Origin of the sequence: Escherichia sp. 20412-1 (assembly GCF_003027595.1) — a bacterium.
Classification (GTDB): domain Bacteria; phylum Pseudomonadota; class Gammaproteobacteria; order Enterobacterales; family Enterobacteriaceae; genus Escherichia; species Escherichia marmotae.
Map to the genome: position 1 here is coordinate 1 of NZ_PYQM01000055.1, position 20,097 is coordinate 20,097.

At 47.5% G+C, this 20,097-nt stretch carries 18 protein-coding genes; 10 read left to right on the forward strand and 8 right to left on the reverse strand.

Annotation, left to right across the window (positions count from 1 at the left end; genetic code table 11):
• The 4 genes from C7B16_RS25450 to C7B16_RS25460 all read left to right on the forward strand — a co-directional run.
• Positions 1-110: hypothetical protein (locus C7B16_RS25450; protein ID WP_224465868.1), on the forward strand; the 110-nt coding region annotated here is incomplete at its 5' end.
• Positions 111-220: 110 nt separating this feature from the next.
• Entirely contained in the window at positions 221-1,261 is a 1,041-nt protein-coding gene (locus C7B16_RS21900) for an NADP(H)-dependent aldo-keto reductase (RefSeq protein WP_001199280.1), read from the forward strand.
• A 281-nt stretch (positions 1,262-1,542) separates the two neighbouring features.
• On the forward strand, positions 1,543-1,872 hold the full coding sequence (locus tag C7B16_RS25455; RefSeq protein ID WP_232019559.1) for a DUF4140 domain-containing protein: 330 nt from the start codon (positions 1,543-1,545) through the stop codon (positions 1,870-1,872).
• Positions 1,832-2,206: a DUF4139 domain-containing protein gene (locus tag C7B16_RS25460; RefSeq protein WP_258182595.1), complete on the forward strand. Its 375-nt coding sequence runs from the start codon at positions 1,832-1,834 to the stop codon at positions 2,204-2,206. Before C7B16_RS25455 ends, C7B16_RS25460 begins: the two co-directional genes overlap by 41 nt.
• 38 nt (positions 2,207-2,244) lie before the next feature.
• On the opposite strand, the gene lplT is transcribed toward C7B16_RS25460, so the two are convergent.
• Positions 2,245-3,438, reverse strand: coding sequence for a lysophospholipid transporter LplT (lplT, locus tag C7B16_RS21910; RefSeq protein WP_000004668.1), 1,194 nt, complete (start codon positions 3,436-3,438; stop codon positions 2,245-2,247).
• Complete coding sequence (aas, locus tag C7B16_RS21915) at positions 3,431-5,590, reverse strand: bifunctional acyl-ACP--phospholipid O-acyltransferase/long-chain-fatty-acid--ACP ligase (protein ID WP_001516995.1); 2,160 nt, start codon at positions 5,588-5,590, stop codon at positions 3,431-3,433. The genes lplT and aas overlap by 8 nt, the downstream gene beginning before the upstream one ends.
• A 587-nt stretch (positions 5,591-6,177) precedes the next feature.
• On the opposite strand from aas, the gene galR reads away from it, so the two are divergent.
• Entirely contained in the window at positions 6,178-7,209 is a 1,032-nt protein-coding gene (gene galR, locus C7B16_RS21925) for an HTH-type transcriptional regulator GalR (protein WP_016249151.1), read from the forward strand.
• A gap of 6 nt (positions 7,210-7,215) precedes the next feature.
• Here galR and lysA read toward each other — a convergent pair whose 3' ends face one another.
• The gene (lysA, locus tag C7B16_RS21930; RefSeq protein ID WP_107180155.1) at positions 7,216-8,478 is read right to left on the reverse strand and encodes a diaminopimelate decarboxylase; all 1,263 of its coding nucleotides are present in this window, start codon (positions 8,476-8,478) and stop codon (positions 7,216-7,218) included.
• A 121-nt stretch (positions 8,479-8,599) separates the two neighbouring features.
• On the opposite strand from lysA, the gene lysR reads away from it, so the two are divergent.
• Positions 8,600-9,517 carry a DNA-binding transcriptional regulator LysR gene (lysR, locus tag C7B16_RS21935; protein WP_001516998.1) on the forward strand — a complete coding sequence of 306 codons (918 nt, stop codon included), beginning with the start codon at positions 8,600-8,602 and terminating at the stop codon, positions 9,515-9,517.
• 4 nt (positions 9,518-9,521) lie between these two features.
• Here lysR and ygeA read toward each other — a convergent pair whose 3' ends face one another.
• From ygeA to C7B16_RS21970, 5 genes are all read right to left on the reverse strand, one after another.
• Positions 9,522-10,214 (reverse strand): amino acid racemase, encoded by a 693-nt coding sequence (ygeA, locus tag C7B16_RS21940; protein ID WP_001516999.1) that lies wholly within the window; start codon positions 10,212-10,214, stop codon positions 9,522-9,524.
• A 130-nt stretch (positions 10,215-10,344) separates the two neighbouring features.
• Positions 10,345-11,763 (reverse strand): arabinose-proton symporter AraE, encoded by a 1,419-nt coding sequence (araE, locus tag C7B16_RS21945; protein ID WP_000256427.1) that lies wholly within the window; start codon positions 11,761-11,763, stop codon positions 10,345-10,347.
• Between the two features lie 314 nt (positions 11,764-12,077).
• Positions 12,078-12,839: a 2-dehydro-3-deoxy-D-gluconate 5-dehydrogenase KduD gene (gene kduD, locus C7B16_RS21955; protein ID WP_000602501.1), complete on the reverse strand. Its 762-nt coding sequence runs from the start codon at positions 12,837-12,839 to the stop codon at positions 12,078-12,080.
• 29 nt (positions 12,840-12,868) lie between these two features.
• On the reverse strand, positions 12,869-13,705 hold the full coding sequence (kduI, locus tag C7B16_RS21960) for a 5-dehydro-4-deoxy-D-glucuronate isomerase (protein WP_000383241.1): 837 nt from the start codon (positions 13,703-13,705) through the stop codon (positions 12,869-12,871).
• Between the two features lie 288 nt (positions 13,706-13,993).
• Positions 13,994-15,175, reverse strand: a complete 1,182-nt coding sequence (locus tag C7B16_RS21970) for an acetyl-CoA C-acetyltransferase (RefSeq protein ID WP_000656046.1) — start codon at positions 15,173-15,175, stop codon at positions 13,994-13,996.
• 255 nt (positions 15,176-15,430) lie between these two features.
• Between C7B16_RS21970 and C7B16_RS21975 the strand changes: the two genes are divergently transcribed.
• From C7B16_RS21975 to C7B16_RS21990, 4 genes are all read left to right on the forward strand, one after another.
• Positions 15,431-16,660 (forward strand): amino acid permease, encoded by a 1,230-nt coding sequence (locus C7B16_RS21975; RefSeq protein WP_000036848.1) that lies wholly within the window; start codon positions 15,431-15,433, stop codon positions 16,658-16,660.
• 458 nt (positions 16,661-17,118) lie between these two features.
• Entirely contained in the window at positions 17,119-17,751 is a 633-nt protein-coding gene (locus tag C7B16_RS21980; RefSeq protein ID WP_001517001.1) for a helix-turn-helix transcriptional regulator, read from the forward strand.
• A gap of 344 nt (positions 17,752-18,095) precedes the next feature.
• Positions 18,096-18,911: a winged helix-turn-helix domain-containing protein gene (locus tag C7B16_RS21985; RefSeq protein ID WP_061090704.1), complete on the forward strand. Its 816-nt coding sequence runs from the start codon at positions 18,096-18,098 to the stop codon at positions 18,909-18,911.
• A complete protein-coding gene (locus C7B16_RS21990; RefSeq protein ID WP_001517003.1) occupies positions 18,898-19,380 on the forward strand; it encodes a hypothetical protein in 483 nt (160 codons plus the stop codon). The genes C7B16_RS21985 and C7B16_RS21990 overlap by 14 nt, the downstream gene beginning before the upstream one ends.
• Positions 19,381-20,097: the final 717 nt, after the last annotated feature.

Here is a 20,097-nt window from a genome sequence, read left to right on the forward strand (position 1 = left end):
GACAACTTGTGAAATTACCGACAAGAAGGGAAAGGGCCTTCCCGAGAGTGGTAAAGGAGAGGCCCTGGAAATACCCCACAGCCCCGAAAAAGAGCCAGTCAGTTGCTTAACTGACTGGCATTACAGCATCCGGCTGGCCTTAAGATTTTTCGCTTTCCCTTTTCCCTTCCCTCTGCCATTTTTATATTCCTTATGTCGTGATTATAAAAAGGAAACGGCTATGCAATATCACCGTATACCCCACAGCTCGCTGGAAGTCAGCACGCTGGGGCTTGGCACGATGACGTTTGGTGAACAGAACAGCGAAGCCGACGCCCACGCACAACTCGACTATGCCGTCGCTCAGGGCATTAATCTTATTGACGTTGCCGAAATGTACCCCGTACCGCCGCGCCCCGAAACTCAGGGTTTAACCGAAACCTATGTCGGTAACTGGTTGGCAAAACATGGCAACCGCGAAAAGTTAATTATCGCCTCCAAAGTGAGCGGACCGTCGCGCAATAATGACAAGGGCATTCGCCCGGATCAGGCGCTGGACAGAAAAAATATCCGCGAAGCCCTGCATGACAGCCTCAAACGTTTGCAGACGGATTATCTCGATCTTTATCAGGTGCACTGGCCACAGCGCCCGACTAACTGCTTCGGCAAGCTCGGTTATAGCTGGACGGATTCTGCCCCTGCGATTTCTCTGCTCGACACGCTGGATGCACTGGCGGAGTACCAACGCGCGGGAAAAATTCGTTATATCGGCGTGTCGAATGAAACCGCATTTGGCGTAATGCGTTATCTGCATCTGGCAGACAAACACGATCTGCCGCGCATCGTCACTATTCAGAACCCCTATAGTCTGTTAAACCGCAGCTTTGAAGTGGGTCTGGCGGAAGTCAGTCAGTATGAAGGCGTCGAGTTACTGGCCTATTCGTGTCTGGGTTTCGGCACGCTGACCGGGAAATATCTCAATGGTGCAAAACCGGCTGGCGCACGCAATACACTCTTTAGTCGCTTCACCCGCTACAGCAGCGAGCAGACGCAAAAAGCCGTCGCGGCGTATGTTGATATCGCCAGACGTCATGGTCTCGATCCTGCGCAGATGGCGCTGGCCTTTGTACGCCGTCAACCGTTTGTTGCCAGCACTCTGCTGGGCGCAACGACGATGGAACAGTTAAAAACCAACGTCGAAAGTTTGCATCTGGAGTTAAGCGAAGACGTATTGGCTGAAATTGAAGCGGTACATCAGGTTTATACTTATCCAGCACCGTGATCCTTTCGCCTGGTGTTATGCGCCAGGCGTCTCTTTTCTCCACTTTTCAGAATATATTCACTACTTTTCGCCGCATCTTTCCTGACAAAGCGCAATAGACTCTTTTGGTCAACGCCAGAGCGCGTTTCAATGTCTGTGCCCATTGTTAAGGATAACCATGTTGATTTTCAAACCTCTTCCCCTCGCCATGTTACTTACCGGGTGTATGTCCTCCGCCTGGGGGGGCAGTTAACCCAGCGCTAACACTTAAAGACGTCACTGTTTATCTGCATGGTGCCAGCCTGCAAGGTGAAGAGACACTCAACTTACCGGCAGGTGAAAGCGAAATCATCTTCACCCATATTGCCAATTCGGTAACTGACGACAGCATCGCCATCTCTATCGATAACGGAGTGACGGTGCTTTCCTCACGTATCGAGCTACAGGAAACACAACCGAATGCGTTGCCGTCAGAGATTCAGCAACAGTTAAAAGCAGCAAAGGTGGAACAGGCAAAACTAACCGCCGAGAAAAACAATATTGCGGCTCAAATTAAGGTATTAGAGGCAAATAGCACATTAACCAATAAAAGTGCCGCCGGAAGATGGCAAGTCGCTGGATATTCAGCTTAACCGCGATCCTAAGTTGATTATTCAGCGTAAAGCCGCTCTCAAAAAAGAGAATGCGTTATCTATCTTTAACGACAGCGCAATACGTAACTTCAGTTACCCCCTTAATGTGAAGAACAGCTACGGCGAAGCGGTGGATATCACTCTGCTCGACCAGATCCCAGTCAGTACTAATAGTGATATTACGGTAGAAAAAATGCAGTACGGGCAGGCGCAGTTTGATGCGAAAACGGGTGAACTGACCTGGACGCTGAAACTGTCGGGCAAAGAGAACGTGAGTCTGCCATTCTCTTACAGCGTGAAGTATCCGAAAGGTATGCCCCCTTCGGGAATGTGACCTTCACCAGATGGCTGAATGTGTCATCTGGCAAAAGATTAATGACGGCGTTGCCAGATCCACAGCGCCGTTATTGCCAGCGCAAACAGCGCACCAAAACCAATGCCAATGGGCACAACCGGAATTCCCACCATTACCGCCAGTGAATAAATCCCCAGCATCAGCAACATAGCACTGTTTTCGCCCAGGTTCTGTACCGCAATGGCATTCCCCGCCCCGACGCTTTTTTTGCCTCGCTCCTGTAATAACGCATTGAGCGGTACAACAAAAAAACCACCCAACATGCCAATCAACATCAGCAAGGCATAGGCAGGCAGCAGATCGTGTTGTAGGGAGAAAATCAGCACCACCACGCCAATCAAAATTCCAGCAGGCATACAGCGTGAAACGGTTTCCAGCGTAACCAGCTTCGCTGCCGCGCCTGCGCCAACCACGATACCGATCGCCACCATCGCGTTGAGGTAGGTTGGTGTGGCGTTATCAGTAATGCCCAGCGCCACCGGCACCCACAGCACTAAAAGGAAACGCAGCGTGACGCCGGCTCCCCAGAACAAACTAGTGCCTACCAGCGAGAATCGCGTTTCGCCATTGCACCACAGTGAAGTGCAGGCCAGTAGGAAACTACGGGTCATGTTGATGAGATTCCACGACTGTCCCGGACGCGCCGCCGCCAGCTTCGGAATGTACAGATTTGCCGCGACCGCGCCAGCATAAGCCAGAGCACAAGCAGCCAGAGCAGCAAGAACATGCCAGTCAGCCAGCACACCACCAGCTACGGAACCGAGCAAAATTGCCGCAATGGTGGAAGCTTCCATTAAACCGTTAGCTTTCACTAACTTGCTGCCGGTGGTTAATTCACCAAGAATGCCGTATTTTGCTGGTGAATAGGCTGCCGCACCAACGCCCACCAGCGTATAACCGAGAAAGGGGTTGAGGCCAAAGCAGATACTGGCAGCACCCAGCAGCTTAAGACCGTTGGCAAACATCATCACCCGACCTTTGGCAAAACTATCGGCAACCTGACCGACAAACGGTGCAAAAAGAATGTAAGCACCTACAAACACCATTTGCAGGATGGGCTGGCTCCACTCCGGATAGAACTGCGCTTTCAGTAACGCCAGAGTGGCAAACAGCAGCGCGTTATCGCCAAACGCAGAGAGAAACTGCGCGACGATAACCGCTTTCATCCCTTTCGACCATAGCGAAGTGTTAGTTTGCACTGACTCACTCATCGTGTTTTTCCGCTTCGTCTACCCAGCTTTTCAACGTGACAAAGTCAGGTTTGCCGCTGCCCAGTAATGGCATCTGCTTCAGATAGCGAATGTCGCGCGGTACGGCAAGTTCCGGCACACCGTGCTCGCGGGCATATTGTTGCAGCTTATCGCGAGTCAATTCATTGTCTGTGGTAAAGAGCACCAACGCCTCGCCTTTGCTGGCATCACTCTTAATGGCGGTGGCATGCATCTTGTCTGGTGAAACACCAATAGCCAGTTGCTCAACCATTTCCAGCGACACCATCTCCCCGGCAATTTTGGCAAAGCGTTTCGCTCGCCCCTGAATCTGCACAAATCCCTGCTCGTCGAAACGCACAATATCGCCAGTGTCATACCAGCCGCGCTCCATCTCGCCGTGGATATTCTCGGCCGCAGGTACTTCCAGCACGCCCGGCTTCTCCACTCGCAGGTAGCCGTTCATAATGTTCGGCCCCTTCAGTTGCAGGCGACCGCCGTCTTCGATACCCGGAACCGCCAGCAGTCGCGCATCCATACCTGGCAAAATACGCCCTACTGTACCGGGTTTCGCCGCCATCGGTACGTTGATGGACACCACCGGAGCACATTCCGTCACGCCGTAACCTTCAAGAATGCGCAGGCCAAATTTATCCTGCCAAAGCTGTTTGGTGCTTTCTTGCAGTTTTTCTGCGCCTGCCACCACATAGCGTAGACGATAGAAATCATACGGGTTGGCAAAGCGCGCGTAGTGACCGAGGAAGGTCGAGGTGCCGAAAAGCACGGTGCAACTACGGTCGTACACCAGTTCCGGCACAATTCGATAGTGCAACGGGCTTGGATAAAGGAACACTTCCGCCCCAGTCAGCAGTGGCGTAAACAGGCCAACAGTCAGACCAAAAGAGTGGAACAGTGGCAATGCCGACATAAAGCGATCATTGGTGGTGAAGTCGGCAATAGTTTTAATCTGCTCGACATTCGCCAGAATGCTTTTATGGCTATGAACCACGCCTTTCGGATGGCCTTCTGAACCGGAGGTGAACAGGATCAGCGCCTCTTCTTCCGGCTGCTGTTTTACCTGTGCCAGGCGCGGCATCAGCAAATGCGCGAAGATCCACACTTTGTCGGCGGTAGTGACATCCGCTTTTAAATCTTCCAGATAGACCCAGCGTACCTGGGTAAGCTGTTCCGGCAAATGCCAGAGTTTGCCTTTATCGAGAAATTGACGGGAAGTGAAAATGGTTTTGATTTCAGCCGCGGTAATGGCGCTGGTCAGCCCTTTTACCCCGGCGGTGTAGTTCATCATTGCCGGGATACGGCGACGGGCGATAGCACCGAAAATTACTGCTGCGCTAATACCTGCGTTAGGCAGCATTAAGCCGATTCTTTCCCCTTCAGCAGTGTATTTTTCAAGTATACGCCCAACAAACAGTGTCTTAGTGAGTAATTTGCGATAGGTATCCGGGGTGAAGTTGACGTCTTCAACACACTTTTTTCCGGCCCCGAAACGGTACATCGCGCTCAGCAGCGATTCGTACAGCGTTTCACGTGGACGCACGGCCATACGCGCTTCCATCATAATTTGATGCAGCATTTCGCCTGCAATTTTGCGACGATCACGCGCGCGCGGCGCATCTGGCATCTGCACTTGTGTTGGCGGCAAAATATGCAGATGAATTGTCGGGAACAAGCGGCGTTTAACCAGCCCTTTCAGGCGGCTGAAGTGCGTAAGCTCCGCCCCTTCAATACGCAGCGGAACAACCGTCGCGCCTGACTTCGCCGCGACAAACCCCGCACCATCGTAGATTTTCATCAACGAACCGGTTGTCGTGATTCGCCCTTCAGGGAAAATCACCACCGGGCGGCCCTGTTCCACCAGACGCACCAGATGTTTAATCGCCATGGGTTGCGTCGGATCGAGGGGAACGAAGTCGATAAATGATTTCAGCCAACGCATATACCACTGCTGGCTAATGGAAGTATAAACGGCAAAAACAGGGCGAACGGGTAAAAACAGCGCCAGCAATATACCATCAATAAATGAGACGTGATTGGGCGTGATAAGAACGCGCTCGCCCTTCAGTGCCTGGGTATCGCCTGTCACGCGAACGCGGTACAGAACACGGCACAAATTACGAAAAAAGCTAAAAAGCATTCCAACTCCCTTTGCTCATTCTTCAGTAATAATGAATGGTGCGAGATTACACCAGAAGGAGAACTCGAGCGACAGTAAAATAGGTATGAAAAAAAACCTGCGCATCCGCGCAGGTTGGTGCAAGAGACAGGGTACGAAGAGCGTACCGAATAATCTCACCAATCAATACCTCTGGGATCTTGATTGTGGTCTGCGCAAAGCATGTTCGCCAGCGAGAAAACGCAAAGGAATGAAGGGAAATGCAACGAGGTGTGTAAATTATCGGTTACTGTTACAGATTGATGTCAGGCGAAAAAAAACCTGCGCATCTGCGCAGGCTGGTGTAATTCATGTGCTCAACCCGAAGTTGACTTCACCTATCAATACCTCTGGGATCACCACTTTAGCAACCTGAAGCCAAACGCCACCAGCGGTCAATCGCAACAGCGTTTCGCAAAGTGTAACCAAAGGTTTGTAATCTCTTTTTTTGTCTTACTTATTCGCGTTTCGCTCACATTCCCCGCGCAGAAAACACCACACCCCTTGAACCAACGGGCGTTTTCCGTAACACTGACAGAATGTAAGCGTTTACCCACAAAGGTATTTTCATGGCGACCATAAAGGATGTAGCCCGACTGGCAGGCGTTTCAGTCGCCACAGTTTCCCGCGTCATTAATAACTCTCCAAAAGCCAGTGAAGCTTCTCGTCTGGCTGTGCATAGCGCGATGGAATCTCTTAGCTATCACCCAAACGCCAACGCCCGGGCGCTGGCACAACAGACAACTGAAACCGTTGGCCTGATCGTTGGCGATGTTTCCGATCCCTTTTTCGGCGCAATGGTGAAAGCGGTCGAACAGGTGGCTTATCACACCGGTAATTTCTTATTGATTGGCAATGGTTACCACAACGAGCAAAAAGAGCGTCAGGCCATTGAGCAGTTGATCCGTCATCGCTGCGCCGCACTGGTTGTCCATGCCAAAATGATCCCGGATGCCGATTTAGCCGCATTGATGAAACAAATGCCAGGCATGGTGCTGATCAACCGGATACTCCCTGGTTTTGAGAACCGTTGTATCGCTCTGGACGATCGTTACGGTGCCTGGCTGGCGACACGTCATTTAATTCAGCAAGGCCATACCCGTATTGGTTACCTTTGCTCTAACCACTCTATTTCTGACGCCGAAGATCGCCTCCAGGGGTATTACGATGCCCTTACTGAAAGCGGTATTCCAGTTAATGACCGGTTAGTAACTTTTGGTGAACCGGATGAAAGTGGCGGCGAACAGGCAATGACTGAACTGCTGGGAAGAGGCCGGAATTTCACCGCGGTGGCCTGTTATAACGACTCAATGGCGGCGGGCGCGATGGGCGTACTCAATGACAATGGGATCGATGTACCGGGCGAGATTTCGTTGATTGGTTTTGATGATGTGCTGGTATCACGCTATGTGCGCCCACGGCTGACCACCGTACGTTACCCCATTGTGACGATGGCAACCCAGGCTGCCGAACTGGCATTAGCGCTGGCGGATAATCGCCCCCTCCCCGAAATCACCAATGTCTTTAGTCCTACGCTGGTACGCCGCCATTCAGTTTCAACGCCGTCGCTAGAGGCAACGCATAACACCGCCAGCGACTAGCGGTGATTAAAGCAACTCTAGCGCCAGTAATTCTTCAATGGTCTGGCGGCGGCGAATCAACCGCGCCTGACCATTATCAAACAGAACTTCTGGCAACAGTGGGCGGCTATTGTAGTTTGATGACATTGACGCGCCATATGCCCCCGTATCATGCAGCACCAGATAATCACCCGCCTTCACTTCCGGCAAAGCGCGGGTTTCGACATTTCCCCCCTCCTGCTGGGTAAAAACATCGCCCGATTCACATAACGGCCCGGCGACAACGGTTTCCACCGTTGGTGCCTGTTCAAGAGAACGACCATCAGCCGCCAGGGCGCTAATATGGTGGTAACTGCCGTACATTGCCGGACGCATCAGGTCGTTAAATCCGGCATCAACCAGCACAAAGCGGCGACTGCCCATTTGTTTGACGCTCCGCACCTGAGTAATCAACACGCCAGACTGCGCCACCAGGAAGCGACCCGGTTCAATTTCCAGTTTCACGTGATGCCCCAAATGGCAAGCGATCTGCTCACGCGCGGCATTCCACAGACCATAATAATGTTCAGTATCAACCGACTCCTCTCCCTGCTGATAAGGAACAGAAAGCCCACCACCTGCAGAAATAGCCTGTAAATCCTGACCAAATTCGATGACCTGACGCACCATCGCCCCACACACCTGCTCCAGATGCGCGTAATCAACACCGGAACCAATGTGCATGTGAATGCCGACCAGTTGCAGATGATGACGTTGTATCACTTCCAGTGCGGCGGGAAGATCGGCATACCAGATGCCGTGCTTACTGTTTTCGCCACCAGTATTGGTTTTTTGGCTATGACCGTGACCAAACCCCGGGTTAACGCGCAGCCATACCCGATGCCCTGGCGAAACCTTCCCCAGTTGGTCGAGCATATCGACAGAGCCAGCATTCACTGGAATTTGCAATTCACTGACGCGCTCAAGCGTTGCCTGATCGATAACATCCGCGGTAAAGACGATGTCATCGGAATGCGTTTGCGGATTGTATCCCGCCGCCAGCGCACGCTCGATTTCACCCAACGAGACGGAATCTACTTTCACGCCCTGCTCACGCATTAAGCGCAAAATATGAATATTGGAACAAGCTTTCTGTGCGAAGCGCACCACATCAAACTGTTTCAACGCCGCAATCTGCCGACGAATAATTTGTGCATCGTAGACCCACACCGGGCAGCCAAATTCTGCGGGCAAGCGCAGCAGATTTTCGGCGCTGAGATCGGTATCAGTGCTGAACAGTGAATGTGGCATAACAAACTCCGAATAAGTGCTTTTTTATGATTACGCCACATCATAAAAAGAATAAAAAATATCGATTTATGCCGAGTCTATGCAAAAATGATATGGATTACCGGATTGCGAGAGAAAGTCGATGGCCGCCGTTAACTTACGTCATATTGAAATTTTTCATGCGGTTATGACCGCCGGAAGCCTGACTGAAGCCGCACAACTGCTGCACACCTCACAGCCAACTGTCAGCCGCGAACTGGCACGTTTTGAAAAGGTGATTGGGCTGAAACTGTTTGAGCGCATACGCGGAAGATTACATCCTACCGTGCAAGGACTGCGGCTATTTGAAGAGGTGCAGCGCTCCTGGTACGGGCTGGATCGCATCGTCAGCGCCGCTGAAAGTCTGCGCGAGTTTCGCCAGGGAGAACTTTCAATTGCCTGCCTGCCGGTCTTTTCGCAGTCTTTTTTGCCCCCGCTGCTACAACCTTTTCTGGCCCGTTATCCTGAAGTCAGTTTAAATATCGTGCCGCAGGAATCGCCGCTACTTGAAGAGTGGCTTTCGGCCCAGCGCCATGATTTAGGACTCACCGAAACGCTGCATACGCCTGCGGGTACGGAACGTACCGAATTACTGTCTTTAGATGAAGTCTGTGTTTTACCGCGGGCACATCCGCTGGCGACAAAAGAGGTATTAACGCCGGAAGATTTTCAGGGTGAGAATTACATCAGCCTTTCCCGTACTGACAGCTATCGCCAGTTGCTGGATCAACTGTTTAATGAACATCAGGTTAAACGCCGCATGATTGTGGAGACCCATAGTGCCGCGTCAGTCTGCGCGATGGTACGGGCGGGAGCGGGCGTTTCGATAGTTAACCCACTCACCGCTCTGGATTATGCAGCAAGCGGATTAGTCGTGCGGCGATTCAGTATTGCTGTTCCCTTCACCGTTAGCCTGATTCGCCCCCTGCACCGCCCGTCTTCAGCACTGGTACAGGCATTTACAGAGCATTTACAAGTCGGTTTACCGAAACTGGTTGCCTCGCTTGACGCTATTTTGTAGTCAGTTACGACAGCATAAAGGCAACCGCATCCTCGGCATGGATCGCTGCAGTATCAAATACGGGAAGAACGCTGCGTTCTTCAGGCACCAGTAAACCAATTTCTGTGCAGCCGAAAATCACACCCTGCGCGCCCTGTTCTGCGAGGCGAGCAATCACTTGCGCATAATAAGCGCGCGATGCTTCGGTAAATTGCCCCAGACACAGCTCTTCAAAAATAATCTGATTAATTTTCGCCCGTTCATCTGCTTCAGGCACCAGACAATCGATAGAAAATTGCTCCGCCAACCGCCCACGATAAAAATCCTGCTCCATAGTGTAGCGCGTGCCCAGTAGCGCTACGCGCGTCATTCCGGCGCGGCTGATTGCTCGTCCGGTGGCATCCGCAATATGTAAAAAAGGCAGCGAGCAACGGGATTCGATGACATCTGCCACTTTGTGCATCGTATTGGTACATAACACAATGCCCTCTGCACCCGCCCGCTGTAAGCCAATCGCCGCCTCTGCCAGAATCTCCCCGGTTTTATCCCATTCACCACGACGTTGACACTCTTCTATTTCATGAAAATCGACGCTATGTAGCAGCACTTGCGCAGAGTGAAGTCCACCAAGCCGCTGTTTAATGCCTTCATTTATCAGGCGATAGTAAGGGATGGTGGATTCCCAACTCATTCCCCCCAGCAAACCAATTGTTTTCATTCCTCTCTCCTGTCTTGTGAGTTACCGCAGCGAGGCAGAATAAAGGACGTAACGAACGCCTCAACGGCCAGGTGCCCGATCTCTATTAGCGAAAAAAAGGCCGGATGTACAGCACATCCGGCCAGTGAAATCAGACGCCGATATTTCTCAACTTCTCGCCAGACATCAGTTTACGTTCGATATGTTCCAGCGTGACATTCTTGGTTTCAGGAATGAGCCAGAAAGTGATGCCCACAAACGCAATGTTCAATGCGGTGTAGAGCCAGAACGTACCGGCAGCGCCAATGCTGTCGAGCAACGTCAGGAAGGTCGCGCCGATAATCATGTTCGACACCCAGTTGGTGGTGGTCGAGCAAGTAATACCGAAATCGCGACATTTCAGCGGCTGAATTTCGGAGCACAGGATCCACACCACAGGCGCGGCACTCATCGCATAACCGGCAATACACATCATCGTCATGCCAACAGAGAGCCAGGACAAACCACTGGAAGCCGTTCCGTTATCAAACTGCATCAGGCAATAACCCAACACCAGAGTTCCCAACGCCATCACGCTGAAACCAATTTTCAGCGCCGGTTTACGCCCCGCTTTATCGACCGTAAAGACGGCAATAAAGGTGGCGAACATAAAGGTCAACCCCACCACCAGAGTCGCAATCATCTGCTGTTCGGTAGTCGTAAAGCCCGCCATTTTGAAGATACGCGGCGCGTAGTACATGATGATGTTCATACCAGTAAACTGCTGCATCGCCTGCAACAACATACCGAGGAACACGGCACGACGGACGTTACGGTTGATCTTAAACAGCGCCCAACCGCCCTGTTTTAATTTCAGGCTTTCACGTATTTCGTTGAGTTCTTCTCGCGCTTTTTCCGATGTATCGCGCAGCATACGCAGCACTTCTTCCGCCTCAATATGACGCCCTTTCTCCGCCAGCCAGCGCGGACTATTCGGCAGGAAGACCACCAGAATAATCAACAGGACTGCAGGTAAGGCAAGAACACCTAACATTGCGCGCCAGTTACCGCTATAGCTGAAGGCTGTATCGGATAAAAACGCCAGCACAATGCCGAGTGTGACCATCAACTGGTACATACTGATCATCTTGCCACGAACGTTTTCACTCGCCATTTCTGAGAGATAGAGAGGTGCAGTATAAGAGGCGATTCCGACAGCAATCCCCAGCACCACACGGGCGGCAATCAGCATTTCAACGCTGGTCGCAAAAGCCGACCCTATCGAACCGAGCACAAAGAGGATAGCCCCCGCCATCAGACTGTATTTACGCCCCAGGCGGAACGACAGCCAACCGTTAAACAGCGCACCGATTGCTGCGCCAAGCATCATGCTGCTGACCACCCACTCCTGCAAACGACTGGTCAGCACAAAGTGATCGGTGATGAACGGCAACGCTCCGGCAATAACTCCGATATCAAGACCGAATAACAATCCCGCGACCGCAGCAGCTACCGAAACAAACATATTCATACGCCGCGTATCGCGCAGAGGGCGCGGCGTTAAAGCAGATTCCGTATTGATAGTAACCATTTTTTCCTGCCAGCACAGAGTAAGACATAGTGAAAAAATACGTGAACAATTAACTCAGGTGTCAGGTCGGAAACATCATAAATATGGATTAAACTGCTGCTACATACTGTTATGTGATGGACATTACACTTTTAAAATTAAGTGAAATTAATGACATTATAATTAAGCATCTAATTTTAAAGCAGATAAAAATCATAAAGTTTATTAATTGATAATTAATATGGATTATTTCATAACCATGATATGGATTATGCTGATTATCGGAAATAAAAAACCCCGCCGTCAGGTAGGGTCTTAATAGCAAACTGAATAAATTAACGTGCCAGCCAGCCGCCATCCACAGCAACGGTATAACCATTCACATAGTCTGAAGCACTGGAGGCAAGGAATACCACCGGCCCCATCAGATCGCTCGGTAGCCCCCAGCGTCCGGCAGGAATGCGCTCAAGAATTTCCGCACTACGTTGTTCATCAGCCCGCAATTGCTGAGTATTGTTGGTCGCCATGTAACCCGGAGCAATCGCATTAACGTTGATGTTATGTTTTGCCCATTCGTTCGCCATCAGGCGCGTCACGCCCATCACGCCGCTTTTTGATGCGGTATACGAAGGCACACGGATCCCGCCCTGAAATGAAAGCATTGACGCAATATTGATAATCTTGCCGCCGTTGCCCTGAGCGATAAAGTGTTTCGCCGCAGCCTGAGACATGAAGAACACGCTTTTGATATTCAGGTTCATCACATCATCCCAGTCTTTTTCGCTGAACTCGAGGGCATCTTCACGGCGAATCAATCCGGCGTTATTCACCAGGATATCAATATGACCGAACTCTGCTACCGCACGATCCAGCAGTGCTGGGATGCCATCAATCTTACGCAGATCGGCAGTCAGACTTAAAAAGCGACGCCCCAGCGCAGTAACCTGTTCAATAGTCTCTGTTGGCTCAACAATGTTGATGCCGACAATGTCACAACCCGCCTGTGCCAGCCCCAGTGCCATTCCCTGTCCCAGCCCGGTGTCACAACCGGTGACTACCGCAACTTTACCTTCAAGAGAAAATGCATTTAAAATCATAATAATACCTTATTCATTTATACTCGCGACTAGCGCAGATCTTTAACGGCAACGTGGTCCATATCATCAAAGACCTGGTTTTCACCGACCATGCCCCAGATAAAGGTATAAGCTTTGGTTCCTACGCCAGAATGGATAGACCAACTTGGGGAGATCACTGCCTGTTCGTTATGTATCACAATATGACGCGTTTCTTGCGGCTGCCCCATCATGTGGAAAACGCAGGCGTCATCGTCCATGTTGAAATAGAAATAAACTTCCATCCGACGTTCGTGGGTGTGGCACGGCATCGTGTTCCACAGGTTACCCGGTGCCAGCTCCGTCAGCCCCATACTCAACTGGCAGGTTTCCAGCACATCCGGCACAAAATATTTGTTAATCGTGCGGCGGTTGCTGGTGAGGTTATCGCCCAGCGTAACCGGAGACACTTCGGACGGAGTCACTTTTTTGGTGGGATACGTTGTGTGAGCAGGCGCACAGTTGTAGTAAAACTTCGCTGGAGTGGCACTATCGATGCTGGCAAAGACAACCTCTTTTGCACCTTTACCTACATACAAGGCATCGCGGTGACCGATTTCATAGCATTGACCATCGACAGTAATCGTTCCGGCACCGCCAATATTGATAACACCCAGCTCGCGACGCTCAAGGAAGTAGCTCACGCCCAGTTGTTTTCCGACTTCCCCGCCAACGGAAACCGTTTTTGCTACCGGCATAATACCGCCAACAATAATACGGTCAATGTGGCTGTAAACCATGGTGTACTCATCCGCGACGAATACCTTTTCAACCAAAAATTCATTGCGCAGCCCCTGGGTATCCAGCGTTTTCGCGTGCGCACTGTGGATGCTCTGTCTTACGTCCACATCAACCTCCGATAATCAGTGAAGCATGAAATTACAAACGATAGTGAAACATCGTTTCGTTTTCTCTTTAAAGGGATGATATGCCCATGGGATATGGTTTTCAATTAAAAATAAAACATTGTTTCATTTTCTGGAAAAGGATTGAAAAAAGTGTAGTACCGATCACGAATCAGCCAGGTAGAAGGAGAAAAGTCAGGTTTTATATGAAATGTGCATAGCGGTGCCAGCCATCATCATAAAGCAGATTGATGGCGGCAGATGTTTAACGGATAAGGAAGAAATACAGATCTAATCGTCACGCTCAATAGTTAATGCCACCCCCTGACCACCACCAATGCAGAGTGTAGCCAATCCTTTACGAGCGTTGCGTTTCACCATTTCATGAACCAAAGAAACTAAAATGCGGCACCCGGAGGCACCAATCGGGTGGCCCAACGCAATCGCGCCCCCATTGACATTGACCCGGCGTTCATCCCACTCGAGCATCTTGCCAACAGAAAGCGCCTGCGCGGCAAATGCTTCATTAGCCTCAATAAGATCGATATCGGCCAGTTGCCAGCCAACACGCTCCAGGCAACGGCGGGTTGCATACACCGGGGCAATGCCCATCAGTGCAGGATCGACACCAACGCTGGCAAAGGCGCGAATACGTGCGAGCACGGGTAAATTCAACGCTCGCGCTTTGGCTTCGCTCATCATCATTACCGCAGCAGCACCATCATTGATGGATGAGGCATTTCCCGCAGTAACAGAGCCGTGGCTATCAAATGACGGATTTAAACTGGCTAGCCCTTCTGCACTGGCATCAGTACGCGGCTGTTCATCGGTATCAACGATCAATAACTGCCCGTTGCTTTGCGTTCTGACCGGGACGATCTCATCTTTGAATCGTCCGGCGTCAATGGCCGCCCGCGCTTTTTGCTGCGAACTAAGTGCGTAGGCATCTTGTAACTGGCGGCTGATACCATATTCGCGCGCCAGATTTTCGGCGGTGACACCAATATGGTAATCATTGAATGCATCCCACAAGCCGTCATGCACCAGGCTATCAACCAATTGGCTATCGCCAAGCTGTGCTCCGGTGCGGCTATCAGTCAAAACATGCGGCGCGCGACTCATATTTTCCTGGCCACCGGCAATAACAATATCAGCCTCACCACACTGGATCGCCTGAGTGGCGAGATGCAAAGCTTTTAGTCCGGAACCACAAACATCATTAATGGTAATTGCCGAAACGCTGTTGGGAAGACCACCTTTAATCGCTGATTGCCGTGCTGGATTCTGCCCTGCCCCGGCGGTCAGAACCTGTCCCAGAATCACCTCATCTACCGCATGTGCTGCAACACCAGTGCGATCTAATAATGCTTTCACGACCAGGCTGCCTAATTCCACGGCGGAATGGCCTGCCAATGCTCCACGAAAGCAACCGATAGGTGTTCGTAACGCCCCGACAATCACAACGTCTTTCATCACAACCTCGCACCAATTAACCGCGTAATAGTAAATGATTGTTAACAACAATTATCTTAAATGTTTAAAAATAGTGATTTTTATCACAAAGGAAATTCGTCGGAATGAGGGATGGAGATACCAGGCTGGCACGCAAGGTTTGCATCTACTAACACACCAATCCACGGTTGATATAGCGTTAATCTCCCATGTCTGGCCTGGTTTATGGTAAATTGCCCTCCATTTTGTTTAATTTGTAGATGATACGTTCAAATAATGTCTAAGATTTGGTCAAAAGAAGAAACTCTCTGGAGCTTCGCACTCTACGGCACTGCCGTTGGCGCAGGCACACTCTTCCTTCCTATTCAGTTAGGTTCAGCGGGAGCGGTGGTCCTGTTTATTACTGCACTGGTCGCCTGGCCTTTAACATATTGGCCACATAAGGCCTTGTGCCAGTTCATCCTTTCTTCAAAAACATCAGCAGGCGAAGGGATCACTGGCGCGGTAACTCACTACTATGGCAAGAAGATTGGTAATCTGATTACCACTCTGTACTTCATTGCTTTTTTTGTCGTCGTGTTGATATATGCAGTGGCAATCACCAACTCACTCACTGAACAACTGGCGAAGCATATGGCCATTGATCTACGCATCCGTATGCTGGTGAGTCTTGGTGTTGTGTTGATCCTGAATCTCATTTTTCTGATGGGACGCCATGCCACAATTCGGGTAATGGGATTTTTGGTTTTCCCGCTGATTGCCTACTTTTTATTTCTTTCCATCTACCTGGTCGGTAGCTGGCAGCCTTCTTTATTAACAACCCAGGTAGAGTTCAATCAGAATACCCTTCACCAGATATGGATATCGATTCCCGTGATGGTTTTCGCCTTTAGCCATACACCGATTATTTCTACGTTTGCCATCGACAGACGTGAAAAATACGGCGAACACGCTATGGATAAATGCAAAAAAATTATGAAGGTCGCTTATCTCATCATCTGCGTGAGCGTGCTATTCTTTGTCTTTAGCTGCCTGTTATCAATTCCACCTTCATATATTGAAACGGCAAAAGAGGAAGGCGTCACCATTTTATCGGCACTGTCTATGTTGCCAAATGCCCCTGCATGGTTGTCAATTTCTGGGATTATTGTCGCGGTAGTTGCAATGTCTAAATCATTTTTAGGCACCTACTTTGGCGTTATTGAAGGTGCGACGGAATTAGTCAAAACAACGTTACAGCAGGTAGGGGTAAAAAAAAGCCGTGCATTTAACCGCGCACTGTCAATTATGTTGGTATCACTGATTACTTTCATCGTCTGCTGCATCAACCCTAACGCAATTTCGATGATCTACGCAATCAGCGGTCCGCTCATTGCCATGATTCTTTTTATCATGCCTACACTGTCTACGTACCTCATCCCTGCGCTTAAACCCTGGCGTTCCATCGGAAATCTAATTACGTTGATCGTGGGTATTTTGTGCGTTTCGGTAATGTTCTTTAGTTAATCTCTGAGGTGAATGGTTCAAAATAGTCATAATTTTGAACCATTCCAATTCTTACAATGCCTGCCCACCATTAATCCTCCCTCTGACTATTCATAGCATAAACAAGCATTATCAAGCTGTTATCATCAGTAAAAATCTGAACATCTTAAATAAGACTATTTAAGATGCTTCACTTAGATTTACAAGATATCTTCTGGTTATTCGAAAACAATTTGCAGTATAGATATTCCTAATGCATTAGGTAGTTATCTGATTTGCAATAAAGCCAATATGGTTAACCAAGTGAAATCAAACCATATTTAAAACTTAACGACGTATTCTTAAATAGTTTATTGAGAATAATATCAAATACAGATTAAACGCAAATTTCTATTAAAAGCTTATTAAATCAGAGTGTATTGACATCATCAATAACCAATGAAATTATGCGATTATCTATGAATAGGGAGGTTATTAACATGAGACTTTGTAGTAGATATAAAAGTCTTACATGCAATAGTTGCTCAATGCATTGTCAAATAATGCCAGAAAAGTCACCACGTTTGCAGTATTGTGCAAACGCATGCTTTTGTATGTGGCCCGAAGATAGTTCGTATTTTAATCGTGGTGTGGTTGAAGGCATATTAAGTAAAAACCATAACGCACGATTAAGCGGATACATTTTTGTAGATTTTTCAGTAAGTTTTTTACGTCTTTTTTTAGATAAAGACTGGATTGACTATCTTACGAGTACTGATATGGGAATTGTATTGGTAAGCGACAGGAATATGCAATCTCTTGCTAATTACTGGAGAAAACATAACCCAGCAATATCAGCCATTATATATAATGATGATGGACTGGATGTTGCTAACGAAAAGATCAGACAGTTGTTTATCGGTCGTTATCTGTCGTTTACCAGAGGCAATACGTTAACTCAAATGGAGTTCACCATAATGGGGCATATGGTCTCTGGCTATAATCCATATCAGATTGCAGAAACACTCAACATGGATATCCGTAGCATCTACGCCTACAAGCAAAGAATTGAAAAAAGGATGGGTGGTAAAATTAACGAATTGTTTATACGTTCAAACTCAGTTCAGCATTGAAACGTAACTATCAATAATCATAATTATTGTATATACGGGCATTTATAAAGATGCCCGTATTTTATATCACGCACTTTTAACGCCATTTGTTAAATATTTAGTTTAATCATGTAAGTTTTGTGTGTTATCTCAAAAGATGAAGAGACATCATGAGAGAAAAATCATAAAAACGTCGTTACAACCGTTAAATTTGTTAATACATATAGAATTTTAAGTTACATTAACATATTGCAATCATGATTATCGGAATGAATATAAAATTAATATATATTTATTAGATAAATACTAATATACTTATCAAACTATTTAATTTCAATTTTCTTGATGCCGTATTTTATTGACGTATGTACTGGATTATTAACAATAATATTGAGTTCTGGCCGGAACACAGGAAATTAATTTCGGTACATGACGCCGAGCTGAACGTCGTTCTGACAACGCCAGCAAGCAGGTGTTTATCGTTGCTACTTGAAGCTTTTCCAGATGTGGTCGCCCAACAAGATTTTTTCTCCAGAGTCTGGGAAGAAGAAGGTATGCGTGTACCGGTCAACACGTTATACCAAAACATATCGATTATCAGACGCGGATTTCGTGCGGTTGGTGAGACTACGCATTCGCTTATTGCAACCGTGCCGAGAAAAGGGTTCAAGATCAATAATGATATAAACATAGGAAGTCATACCCTCCCCCCTTCAGTAGATGTTCAAAAGAACAATTCTCCTCACAACCTGAACGTTACAGATGAGCTTAGAGACATAAATGTTGCTCCAGATAATCATGTCAGGAACATACTCTGGCGCTCTAAATTTTATTTACCAATGTTAAGTGCGTTTGGTGTAGGTTTGCTTACCGCATTTTTACTATGGAATAATAGTCAACCCAGATCATTTTTCAAAGATTACAGAACTGTTGCACAAATAAATGGTTGTCATTTTAATGTTGCAGAAGATAGCATCGATGGTTTGAAAGATTTCGATAAATATAAGAACCGTATATTAGGGTCAGGAATTGACTGTAAAAAATATCCGTGGCTATATTTTTCACTCTCCAGGTCGTCTCCGGGTTTGATTGTTATGGCATGCAAAAAAAACTACAGTAATAACGAAGTTGCCGGCTGTTTAACTCTGTCTTATCGTGAGGTTAATCGTGACTCGCTGTAAAAAAGTCCTGCTTATTGTTTTATGCTTTATCAGTGGGTTTATTTTATTCATTGCCTATCATTATTCTAAAGAACAAATCGCATATAATGAAAAATGTACGGCTAATTGGGTTATTTTTAATGACCAGGGACAAGCCAATCTTACTCTTGATTTTATGTATAATAAAAACCAAAAGACTGGAACAGTTGCACTGAGTGGCACATGGAAACAAAACACAAAGGTTTATAAAGCAATTCGACGAGATATTGAATATACATGGAGTGAAAATTATAATACTTTGCATCTCATCTCCAACAAAATAAACAAATTTGATATTATTGATCAAGTTGAGGATGATAAACTTGCACTACTCCTTCCTGATTTTTATGTCTTTTCAGGAAAAATAATAAGCTATAATATACAAAAACAACGTAATCATGGATTTCTTTTTAATATTAGTAATAGAGCAATTATGTACTGTGCAAGATAATATAATATCATTATAGAAACAAAAATGTTAAAAACAACCATTTGAATATTATTGGTACTGAAACACGCCATAATCTTTTGAAATTTATAATTCTGTACATCTAAACTCTTATACATAACTCCCTCGCGCTATAAAAACACCAATAGTACATCCCTCCCCCGCATGACAATTACTTTACATAATATTTTTGTCAGAAAACATCAAAAGCACTCTTTGGCGAAGATGCTACATTATAAAAACAGATGATTTAACGGTGCAAAAAGAAAGCGCATATGATTATCTTAACCTATTATATCAAAAACAATAGTTAGCTAATGAATAGAAGTGTTACTCATATTGTTTCTACAAACAGATTGTATCTCGATATATAGATTACCTTTTAGTATTTTATCTTTCTTAAATGAAATTAATGCTCAGTTAAGAAATGAAACACCCAGTTTTTATCTATGTATTTCAATTAGTTATACACATACATGATTAACATGCATTACTTAAGAATATTTCAGATTACATTCAAAGCAATTCTGGATAAATTAATGCCAACAGTCATGGGAATTTTGTATATACAAAGTCATATACAGTTTAATGAAATGGATTTGCCCCTATATTTCCAGACATCTGTTATCACTTAACCCATTACAGGCCCGCTGCCGCAGATATTCCCGTGGCGAGCGATAACCCAACGCACTATGCGGATGCCATTCGTTATAATGCTCG